General features: G+C 71.3%; 9 protein-coding genes and 2 pseudogenes. 8 read left to right on the top strand and 3 right to left on the bottom strand.

The window, feature by feature from the left end; translation table 11 throughout:
• From VB737_RS03810 to VB737_RS03780, 7 genes are all read left to right on the top strand, one after another.
• The coding region (locus VB737_RS03810; protein ID WP_500311266.1) for a BamA/TamA family outer membrane protein at positions 1–2,120 on the top strand (2,120 nt) is incomplete at its 5' end.
• The gene (gene lpxC, locus VB737_RS03805; RefSeq protein ID WP_500311264.1) at positions 2,120–2,992 is read left to right on the top strand and encodes a UDP-3-O-acyl-N-acetylglucosamine deacetylase; all 873 of its coding nucleotides are present in this window, start codon (positions 2,120–2,122) and stop codon (positions 2,990–2,992) included. The genes VB737_RS03810 and lpxC, both read left to right, overlap by 1 nt.
• Positions 2,993–3,065: 73 nt before the next feature.
• Entirely contained in the window at positions 3,066–3,494 is a 429-nt protein-coding gene (gene fabZ / locus VB737_RS03800; protein ID WP_043327381.1) for a 3-hydroxyacyl-ACP dehydratase FabZ, read from the top strand.
• A 19-nt stretch (positions 3,495–3,513) separates the two neighbouring features.
• Positions 3,514–4,320, top strand: a complete 807-nt coding sequence (gene lpxA, locus VB737_RS03795) for an acyl-ACP--UDP-N-acetylglucosamine O-acyltransferase (protein WP_500311262.1) — start codon at positions 3,514–3,516, stop codon at positions 4,318–4,320.
• On the top strand, positions 4,320–5,519 hold the full coding sequence (gene lpxB / locus VB737_RS03790; protein WP_500311260.1) for a lipid-A-disaccharide synthase: 1,200 nt from the start codon (positions 4,320–4,322) through the stop codon (positions 5,517–5,519). Before lpxA ends, lpxB begins: the two co-directional genes overlap by 1 nt.
• Positions 5,510–6,136 carry a peptide-methionine (S)-S-oxide reductase MsrA gene (gene msrA, locus VB737_RS03785; RefSeq protein WP_500311259.1) on the top strand — a complete coding sequence of 209 codons (627 nt, stop codon included), beginning with the start codon at positions 5,510–5,512 and terminating at the stop codon, positions 6,134–6,136. The genes lpxB and msrA overlap by 10 nt, the downstream gene beginning before the upstream one ends.
• 113 nt (positions 6,137–6,249) lie before the next feature.
• Positions 6,250–6,453, top strand: coding sequence for a hypothetical protein (locus VB737_RS03780; RefSeq protein WP_500311257.1), 204 nt, complete (start codon positions 6,250–6,252; stop codon positions 6,451–6,453).
• Between the two features lie 13 nt (positions 6,454–6,466).
• Here VB737_RS03780 and VB737_RS03775 read toward each other — a convergent pair whose 3' ends face one another.
• From VB737_RS03775 to VB737_RS03765, 3 genes and pseudogenes are all read right to left on the bottom strand, one after another.
• Positions 6,467–6,742 (bottom strand): hypothetical protein, encoded by a 276-nt coding sequence (locus VB737_RS03775; protein WP_106220326.1) that lies wholly within the window; start codon positions 6,740–6,742, stop codon positions 6,467–6,469.
• 84 nt (positions 6,743–6,826) lie between these two features.
• Positions 6,827–7,834 (bottom strand): annotated as a pseudogene (locus VB737_RS03770) (leucyl aminopeptidase); the annotation flags it as partial.
• Positions 7,817–8,158, bottom strand: a pseudogene (locus VB737_RS03765) (HAD family hydrolase); the annotation flags it as partial. The pseudogenes VB737_RS03765 and VB737_RS03770, both read right to left, overlap by 18 nt.
• Before the next feature lie 88 nt (positions 8,159–8,246).
• On the opposite strand from VB737_RS03765, the gene VB737_RS03760 reads away from it, so the two are divergent.
• Positions 8,247–9,500: single-stranded-DNA-specific exonuclease RecJ (locus VB737_RS03760; RefSeq protein ID WP_500311255.1), on the top strand; the 1,254-nt coding region annotated here is incomplete at its 3' end.

The raw sequence follows: 9,500 nt of genomic DNA, 5'->3' as shown, positions 1-9,500 counted from the left end.
CCACTGGGGCCACCCCCGGCCCGCCCGCCGCCAGCGACGACCGGCCCGGCAAGCCCTCCCTGGGCCCGGCGCCCGCCCCTTCGGCCTCGGCCGAACCCCGGGTGCTGATCAGCGAGGTCGTGATCGAAGGCCTGGCCGACCACCCCGAGCGTGAGCGGCTCGAGCTGGCGGCCTATGCCGCCATGGCGGTGACCCCCGGCAACGCCATCACCCGCAGCGAGCTGGAAACCGATCTGCAGGCCATCTACGCCACCGGCTGGTTCTCCGACGTGCGGATCCAGCCCCAGGACGGCCCCCTGGGGGTACGGCTGGTGGTCTCGGTGGTGCCCAACCCCGTGCTCACCAAGGTGAGCCTCGATCCGGCCGACGCCAAGGTGCCGGAGACCGTGGTTCAGGACACCTTCGCCGGCGATTACGGCAAGACCCTCAACCTGGTGACCCTGCAGGGCCGCATGCAGGAGCTGCAGAAGTGGTACGCCGACCAGGGCTTCTCCCTGGCCCGCGTCACCGGCCCTTCCCGGATCAGCCCCGAAGGCGACGTGCAGCTGCTGGTGCGCCAGGGCACCGTGAAGGGCGTGGAGGTCCAGTTCCTCAACAAGGAGGGATCGGCCACCAACGACAAGGGCCAGCCGATCAAAGGCAAGACCAAGGAATGGGTCATCACCCGTGAGATCTCCATCAAGACCGGCGAGATCTTCAACCGCCGCAACCTGGAGGACGACCTCAAGCGCCTGTACGGCACCGGCCTGTTCAGCGACGTCAAGGTGACCCTGCGCCCCGAACCTGAGGATCCCGGCTCGGTGGTGATCGTGCTGGGGGTCGTCGAGCAGTCGACCGGATCCCTCTCCGGGGGCCTGGGCTACAGCCAGAGCCAGGGGGTCTTCGGCCAGATCCAGATTCAGGACAGCAACCTGTTCGGCCGGGCCTGGGACCTGTCCACCAGCTTCACCTACGGCCAGTTCGGCGGCCTGGCCGACATCTCCTTCAGCGACCCCTGGATCAAGGGGGACAAGTACCGCACCGCCTTCCGGTTCAAGGCCTTCGTCAGCCGGGACGCCCCCCAGGTGTTCCAGAGCCAGGACAACGGCAACATCTTCACCGTCGCCGACTTCTACCAGGCCCCGGGCACCCAGGTCGCCTACAACATCTTCTCGCCGTTCAACCCCCTCCTTGACGTCTTCCCGTCAGTGACGGCGGCCCGGATCGCCGCCGAGGCCGGCGGCCAGAACCTCAGCTGGTTCCAGTTCGACGGCAACAGCGTGCTGATCCAGCGCGTCGGGGCCAACGTCCAGTTCGTGCGTCCCCTCAACGGCGGCAACCCCTTCAAGCGGGCGCCCTGGACCGTGCTGCTGGGGCTGACCGGCCAGGTGGCCACACCCATGGACTTCTCCGGCACCTCCCGCCGCTTCGGTCTGGCCACCCCGAACGAGTCCACCGCGCTGTTCACGGCTCCCACCAGCTCGATCATCTGCCTCGCCTTCAACTGCGCCGCCCGCAACCAGCTGCTGGGCCTGCGGCTGGCGGCGACGATGAGCACCCTCAACGATCCCCGCAACCCCACCCAGGGGAATTTCATCAGCATCGGCACCGAGCAGTTCTTCTCGGTGGGCCCCGATTCCCCCACCTTCAACCGGATCCGCGGCAGCTTCACCCACTACATCCCGGTGCGCTGGCTGAAGTTCTACAAGGGCTGCCGACCGAAGGCCGGCGAGACGGAGGACTGCAAGCAGGCCCTGGCCTTCCAGGTGTCCGCTGGCACGGTGATCGGCGACCTGCCGCCCTATGAGGCCTTCTGCCTGGGTGGCGGCAACTCGGTGCGGGGCTACTTCGACTGCGACCTGGGCGTCGGCCGGAGCTTCGGCGAGGCCACGATCGAATACCGCTTCCCCCTGTTCAGCATCGTCAGCGGCGAGCTGTTCATCGACGGCGGCACCACCTTCGGCAGCCAGGCGAAGGTCCCGGGCAACCTGGGCGGCCTGCTCAACAAGCCTGGTTCCGGCTTCTCGATCGGCACCGGCCTGATCGTCACCACCCCCGTCGGCCCGCTGCGCCTGGAGGTGGCCAGCCAGGACTTCACCGGCGAGTGGCGCTTCAACCTCGGCGTGGGCTGGAAGTTCTAGTGACCAGCTGGCCCAGCGACTATCGCCAGGCCTGGACCCTGCGCTCCAGCGTGGAGCGCTCCGGGGTCGGGCTGCACAGCGGCGCCGTCTCCCGCGTCCGCCTCGGCCCTTCGGAGCGGCCCGGCTACTGGCTGGGCTGGCTGGATGCGCCGGAGCGTCCCCTGCAGCGACTCGGCCCCACCCAGGTGTGCGACACCCGCCTCTGCACCTGCCTGCAGGTCGGCGATCGCCGCCTGGCGACGGTGGAGCACCTGCTGGCGGCCCTGGCCGGCACCGGGGTGAGCCAGGCGGAACTGTGGGTGGACGGAGAGGAGATCCCCCTGCTCGATGGCTCCGGCCTGCCCTGGGTGGACGCGATCGCCGAGGCGGGCCTCAGCGACAGGGGTGAGCGCGTCGAGCCGGCGCTGCCCCCCTTGCCCCTCACCCTCGGCCAGGGGCTTGGGTTCGTGGCGGCCCTGCCCAACGACCGGCTGCGCCTGGCGGCGGCGATCGAGTTTCCCCAGCCCGCCATCGGCCGCCAGCTCTATGCCCTCGATCTCACGCCGGAGAGCTTCGTCTCCGAGATCGCCCCGGCCCGCACCTTCGGCTTCCGGGACCAGGTGGAGCAGCTGCTGGCCGCGGGCCTGATCCGCGGCGGCGCCCTCGACAATGCCCTGGTCTGTGACGGGGACGACTGGCTGAATCCGCCGCTGCGCTTCGCCGACGAACCGGTGCGCCATAAGCTGCTGGACTTGCTGGGAGATCTGGCGCTGGTGGGCTTGCCGAGGGCCCACGTCTTTGCCTACCGCGGTTCCCATGGCCTGCACACCGCCATGGCCGCGGCCCTTGCGGCCCAGGCGCCCCGCCTGCCCGTACCCGTACCGACCCACTGAATCCTTGACCGTTCTTCCCTCCGCCGCTCCCGAGGCCGCCACGGCCGCTGCCGCCGATGCGCCCCCGGCCGTGGTGCTCAGCAGCGAACAGATCCTCAACCTGCTCCCCCATCGCTATCCCTTCGCCCTGGTGGATCGGGTGGTGGAGTATGTCCCCGGCCAGCGGGCGGTGGCCCTCAAGAACGTCACCTTCAACGAACCGCAGTTCCAGGGCCATTTCCCCGGCCGGCCGCTGATGCCGGGGGTGCTGATCGTCGAGGCCATGGCCCAGGTGGGGGGCCTGATCGTCACCCAGATGCCCGATCTTCCCAAGGGTCTGTTCGTCTTCGCCGGCATCGACGGCGTCCGGTTCCGGCGGCCCGTCGTACCCGGCGACCAGCTGCTGATCACCTGCGAACTGCTCAGTCTCAAGCGCAAGCGCTTCGGCAAGGTGCACGCCACCGCCACGGTCGATGGCGAGCGGGTCTGCTCGGGCGAGCTGATGTTCTCGCTCGTGGACTGACGCGATGTCGAGTGCAGCCATGACGACATCCGTGCATCCCACGGCCCTGGTGGATCCGAGGGCCCGGCTGGGCCCGGGTGTGGAGATCGGCCCTTATGCGGTGATCGGTCCGGAGGTGGAGATCGGCGAGGGCAGCCGCATCGGTCCCCATGTGGTGATCGACGGGCGGGTGCGGATGGGCAAGGGCAACCGGATCTTCCCGGGGGCCTGCATCGGCCTTGAGCCCCAGGACCTCAAGTACGGCGGCGCCCCCACCGAAGTGGTGATGGGCGATGAGAACACGATCCGCGAGTGCGTGACCATCAACCGCGCCACCGCCGAAGGGGAGCGGACCGTGCTGGGCAACGGCAACCTGCTGATGGCCTACAGCCACATCGGCCACAACTGCCAGCTCTCCGACCGGATCGTCATCGCCAACGGGGTGGCGGTGGCGGGCCACGTGGTGATCGGCGAGCGGGCGGTGATCGGCGGCGTGCTCGGCATCCACCAGTTCGTCCACATCGGCAGCCTGGCGATGGTGGGCGGCATGAGCCGCATCGACCGCGACGTGCCCCCGTTCATGACGGTGGAGGGCCACCCCGGCCGCATCCGGGGACTGAACCGCGTCGGGCTGCGCCGCAGCGGCATGGCCCAGCTCGACGACGGCGCCCAGTTCCGCCAGCTGCAGGATCTCTGGACCCTCATCTACCGCAGTGACCTGGTGCTGGCCGCCGCCCTGCGGCAGGCCCGGGAGCGGCCCCTGCTGGCCGCCGCCGATGAGCTCTGCGCCTTTCTGGAGGCCTCGGTGGGGCCGGGCCGGCGCGGACCGCTGCCGGCCCAGCGCTGATGGTGCGACTCCTGGTCAGCACCGGAGAGGTGTCCGGTGATCTGCAGGGATCCCTGCTGGTCAAGGCCCTGCACGAGGAGGCCGCCCGCCGGTCCCTGCCGCTCGATGTGGTGGCCCTCGGGGGAAGCCGCATGGAGCGTGCTGGCGCCCAGCTCCTGGCGGACACCACCAAGCTCGGGGCCATCGGCCTGTGGGAACCGATTCCCCTGGTCATCCCCACCCTCAAGCTGCAGGCCCGGGTGCGCCGCTGGCTGCGGTTGCACCCCCCCGATGCGGTGGTGCTGATCGACTACATGGGGGCCAACGTGAACCTCGGCCTGCGGCTGCGGCGGCTCTACCCCCAGGTGCCGATCACCTATTACATCGCCCCCCAGGAGTGGGCCTTCCGCCTCGGCGACGGCGGCACCACCCGGCTGATCGGTTTCACCGACCGCATCCTGGCGATCTTCCCGGAGGAAGCCAGCTTCTACGCCGAACGGGGAGCCCAGGTCACCTGGGTGGGCCATCCCCTGATCGACACCCTGCAGCAGCGACCGACGCGCCAGGAGGCCCGCGAGCGGCTTGGCCTGCCGGCGGAGGCGCCGGTGCTGCTGCTGCTGCCCGCCTCGCGGCGCCAGGAGCTGCGCTACGTGTTGCCGGCCATGGCCCAGGCCGTGGCCATGCTGCAGCGGCAGCGGCACGATCTGCAGGTGCTGCTACCCGCCGGCCTGCCGGGGTTCGAAGCTGTCCTGGCCGAGACCATGCGGGCGGCCGGAGCCACGGCGGTGCGGGTGATCCCGGCCGGTGAGGCCGACGGGCTGCGGCCGCTGCTGTGCGCCGCCGCCGATGCCGCCCTCACCAAGTCGGGCACCGCCAACCTGGAGCTGGCCCTGCGGGGGGTGCCCCAGGTGACCGGCTACCGGGTGAGCCGGCCGACGGCGTTCCTGGCGAAACATGTGATCCACTTCAACGTGGCCCACATTTCCCCGGTGAACCTGGTGCTGGGGGAACGGCTCGTACCGGAACTGCTCCAGGACGATTTCACCCCGGACGCCATCCTGGCGGCCCTGCTGCCCCTGTTCGATCCCGCCTCCGGGGCACGGGAGCGGGTGCTGGAGGGCTACGTTCGTCTGAGGGAGAAGCTCGGAGAGCCGGGCGTCACCCGCCGGGCCGCGACGGCGATTCTGGAACCCTTCCCGGGACACCCCCCATGCGACTGATCGCGCTGGTGCTTGGTCTGCTGCTGGCCCTCGGCGGGCCGGTGGCGCCCGCCCTGGCGGCCACCGAGGAGGCCGTGCTGGCCGGCGGCTGTTTCTGGTGCCTGGAGCACGATCTGGAGGTGCTCCCCGGGGTCCTGGACGTGGAGAGCGGCTACAGCGGCGGCAAGACCGCCAACCCCACCTACAAGCAGGTCTCGGCCGGCGGAAGCGGCCACCAGGAGGTCGTGCGGGTGCGCTTCGACAACACCGAGATCCGCTACGACACCCTGCTGCGGGCCTACTGGCGCAACATTGATCCCCTCGACGGCGGCGGCCAGTTCTGCGACCGTGGCGATTCCTACCGGCCCGTGATCTTCACCACCAGCGCCAACCAGGCCGTGGAGGCCCGCAACAGCCTGGTGGCCGCCGCCCGGGAGCTGGGCAAGCCGGCCTCGGCGATCAAGGTGGCGATCCGGCCCCTGGCCAGGTTCTGGCCGGCAGAGGGCTACCACCAGAACTACGCCAAGCGCAACGGCGTCCGGTACAACTACTACCGCTGGTCCTGTGGACGCGACCGGCGCCTGGACACGGTCTGGGGGCGACGGGCCCGCACCAGCCAGCGCTGGCAGGGCGGCTGAGCCCTCCATCGGCTGTGATGCCGATCACCCGCAGGGGAAACCGCACGGGCCATCCCCCCTGTCGCGACCGAGAAAATGCCTTAGCGTTTGTTCCATCACCGGAGGGCTTCTGTATGTATCTGCTGACCATCCGGGACGGTCTGCAGACGCGCCACATCGGGCCCTATGCGAGCCCGAGGCAGGCGTCCGACGATCTCGACAAGCTGCAGGCCAGCTGCGGCGAGAAGGCCACCTGGCAGATCCACCGCCTGGAATCCCCCGCCGAGCTGCACGCCCGCATCCCCGGTCGGGGCGACACCGAACCGGTGGCGGTCTGAGTCTGGGCGTGGCTCAGGCCCGGGGCGGGGTGCGGGGGTAGCCGCGCAGCAGCCCGCTCTCGACCATCAGCCCCACACCGGCATTGATCAGGATCAGGCCGAGGGCCCCGTACCAGACCCAGGGTCCGGCCTCCGGCAGCGACTGCCCCTGGTCGGCCGCCGCCGCCAGGGCCGACCAGGTCTGGATGCCCTTGCGGATGACCCCCTCCCCGAAGAGGCACAGCCCGGCTGGGAGCAGGAGCACACCGAGCTGGGCCTTCACGTACCAGCGGATCTTGTGAACGGCCATGGGGCGATGCGTTGTCTGGTCTGGAAGCAAACCTAGGCCGCAGGCTCCGGCCGCCCCAGCCGCCGGGGACGGCGGCGGCGCCGTTCAGGCCGGGGCGCCCGCCACCAGCCAGGCCACCAGGGTGCGCACCCCGAAGCCGGTGGCCCCCGCCGGATCCAGCCCCCGCGCTTTGTCGCTCCAGACGGTGCCGGCGATGTCGAGGTGGGCCCAGGGCAGCCCCCTGGTGACGAAGTCCTGCAGAAAGAGGGCGGCGGTGATCGAGCCCCCGGGCCGCGGCCCGGTGTTCTTCATGTCAGCGACGTGGCTCTTGAGCCCCTTCTTGTAGGAGCCGCGCAGGGGCATGCGCCAGAGGGACTCGCCACCGGCCGTGCCGGCGGCGATCAGGGCCTCGGCCAGGCCGTCGCTGGGGGACCAGAGTCCGGCGATCTCCTCGCCCAGGGCGATCACGCAGGCCCCGGTGAGGGTGGCGAGATCGACGATGGCATCGGGCTCCAGCCCGCAGGCATACACCAGCGCATCCGCCAGGGTGAGGCGTCCCTCCGCGTCGGTGTTGTTGATCTCGATGGTCTTGCCGTTGGAGGCGGTGAGCACATCGCCCGGGTGGATCGCACCGCCGCTGATCATGTTTTCGCAGCTGGCGACGATCACGTGCACCTCCAGGCCGGCGGGGCGGATCTCGGCGATGGCGCGGGCCGCCCCCAGCACGGCAGCGCTGCCGCCCATGTCGTACTTCATCATCTCGATCTGGGAGCCGGCCGTCTTGAGGTTGTAGCCGCCGGAATCGAAGGTGAGCCCCTTGCCCACCAGCACCACCCGCCGGGTCACCTCGCCGGTGGGCCTCAAGGTGAGATGGATGAACTTGGGGGGCAGGTCGGAGCCCTGGGCCACCCCCAGGTAGGCCCCCATGCCGAGGGCCTCGCAGTCGGCCCGCTCCAGCACCTTGAGCTGGAGGCCGAAGGCGTCGGCGATGGCGGCGGCCTCGTCGGCCAGCGCCTGGGGCGTCGCCTTGTTGGGCGGGGCCGCCACCAGCTGCCGGGCCAGTTCGACGCCGCTGCAGGTGGCCGCCACATGGGCCAGGCCCGCCGCCGCGGCCTCTTCCACCAGCCGGGCCACCCCGGGCCGCAGGGCGAGGCGGCCCTGCTGCACCAGCTCGGCGTAGCAGGCCTGCTTGCGGCGCTGCAGCTCCTCCACCCGGCCCCGTTCCGGCGTGCGGCCCTCCACCTGCCGCAGGAAGGCGGTGATCCGTTCGTGGCCACCGCCCACCGCCAACAGCCGCCCGTAGGTGGGCCGGTCCCAGCGCCAGGGCAGGCCGGCCGCCTCGAAACTGCGGTTGAAGGCCACCCGGTGGCCCTCGAACTCCGTCTCGGCCAGGGTGCCGTCCACATCCCAGAGCAGGGCCGACAGGGCCGGGGCCATCGGCTGCCGCGCTTGTGTCCGGAGCCAGGCTAAGGGGTGCGCCCCGCGGCCCCGCCTTCCACAATGCGGGGGCCCCGCCTGCCCCTCGTTGCCCTCCGCCGTCGACGAGCGCCGCTGGCTGCTGCCCTCTCCCCTTGGCGGTGACGGCCCCATCGAGGCGGCCGGGGCTCCAGACGGCGACCTCCCCTGTGAGCTGCTGGCCCTGCTGCGGCGTCGCGGCCTGGTGACGGCCGAGGCGGTCCGCCAGTTGCTGGATCCGGAGGCGGCCCCCGATCCGGAGGCCCATTTCCCGGCTCTGGCGCTGGCGGTCGAGCGGCTGGTGCGCTGCTGCCAGGGGGCGGAGGCGGTGGCGATCTGCGGCGACTACGACGCCGACGGCATGACCAGCACGGCCCTGCTGGTGGGGGTTCTGCAGCGCCTCGGGGCCCGCCCCCGGGCCGCCATCCCCAGCCGCATGGAGGACGGCTACGGCCTCAATGCCGCCATGGTGGAGCGGCTGGCGGCCGAGGGGGTGCGGCTGCTGATCACGGTGGACAACGGCGTGGCCGCCATCGAGGCCCTGGAGCGCGCCGCAGATCTGCAGGTGGAGGTGATCCTCACCGACCACCACAGCCTGCCCCCCCAGCTGCCGCCGCACCTGGCCCTGCTGCACCCGGCGGTCACCCCGGAGGACTCCCCCTACCGGGGTCTGGCGGGGGTGGGGCTGGCCCACGTCCTGGCCACCGCCCTCTGCCGGCGGCTGCGCCACCGCCATGGGCTGGAGATCGCCCTCAACCTGTTCTGCATCGGCACCATCGCCGACATGGCCCCCCTGGAGGGGGTCAATCGCCGCTGGCTGCTCGATGGCCTGCCCCTGCTGGGCCGCAGTCCGCTGCCCGGCCTGCAGGCCCTGCAGCAGCTGGCGGGGCTGGAGAAGCACCGGGTCGATGCCGAGGCGGTGGGCTTCCAGCTGGCCCCGCGCATCAATGCCGTCGGCCGGCTGGGGGACCCCCAGCTGGTGGTGGACCTGCTGACGACGGAGGATCCCGAGCGGGCCCTGGAGCTGGCCCGCGCCTGCGAGGCCCTCAACCGCCAGCGGCGGGAACTCTGCAGTGCGATCGAGGCGGAGGCCCTGGCCCTGCTGGAGGCTGATGGTCCCCGCCGGCCCGCCTTCCTGCTGCTGGCCCAGGGCCACTGGCACCACGGTGTCATCGGCATCGTCGCCTCCCGGCTGGTGGAGCGCTTCGGCCGTCCCGTGGCCCTGCTGGCCGGCGAAGGGGGAGGCCGGCTGCGGGCGTCGGTGCGGGCCCCGAAGGGCTTCGCCGTCGATGGGGCCCTGACGGCCTGCGCCGACCTGCTGGAG

This window comes from Synechococcus sp. BA-120 BA3 (genome assembly GCF_034931285.1).
Classification (GTDB): domain Bacteria; phylum Cyanobacteriota; class Cyanobacteriia; order PCC-6307; family Cyanobiaceae; genus Cyanobium.
The sequence above is the reverse complement of the archived record's forward strand: the minus strand, read 5'-3'. Positions and strand labels throughout refer to the sequence as shown.

Excerpts from the sequence above, each read along its gene's own strand:
- lpxA (WP_500311262.1), top strand. The coding sequence starts at position 3,514 with ATGACGACATCCGTGCATCCCACGGCCCTGGTGGATCCGAGGGCCCGG.
- lpxB (WP_500311260.1), top strand. The coding sequence starts at position 4,320 with ATGGTGCGACTCCTGGTCAGCACCGGAGAGGTGTCCGGTGATCTGCAG.
- msrA (WP_500311259.1), top strand. The coding sequence starts at position 5,510 with ATGCGACTGATCGCGCTGGTGCTTGGTCTGCTGCTGGCCCTCGGCGGG.
- VB737_RS03780 (WP_500311257.1), top strand. The coding sequence starts at position 6,250 with ATGTATCTGCTGACCATCCGGGACGGTCTGCAGACGCGCCACATCGGG.
- VB737_RS03775 (WP_106220326.1), bottom strand. The coding sequence starts at position 6,742 with ATGGCCGTTCACAAGATCCGCTGGTACGTGAAGGCCCAGCTCGGTGTG.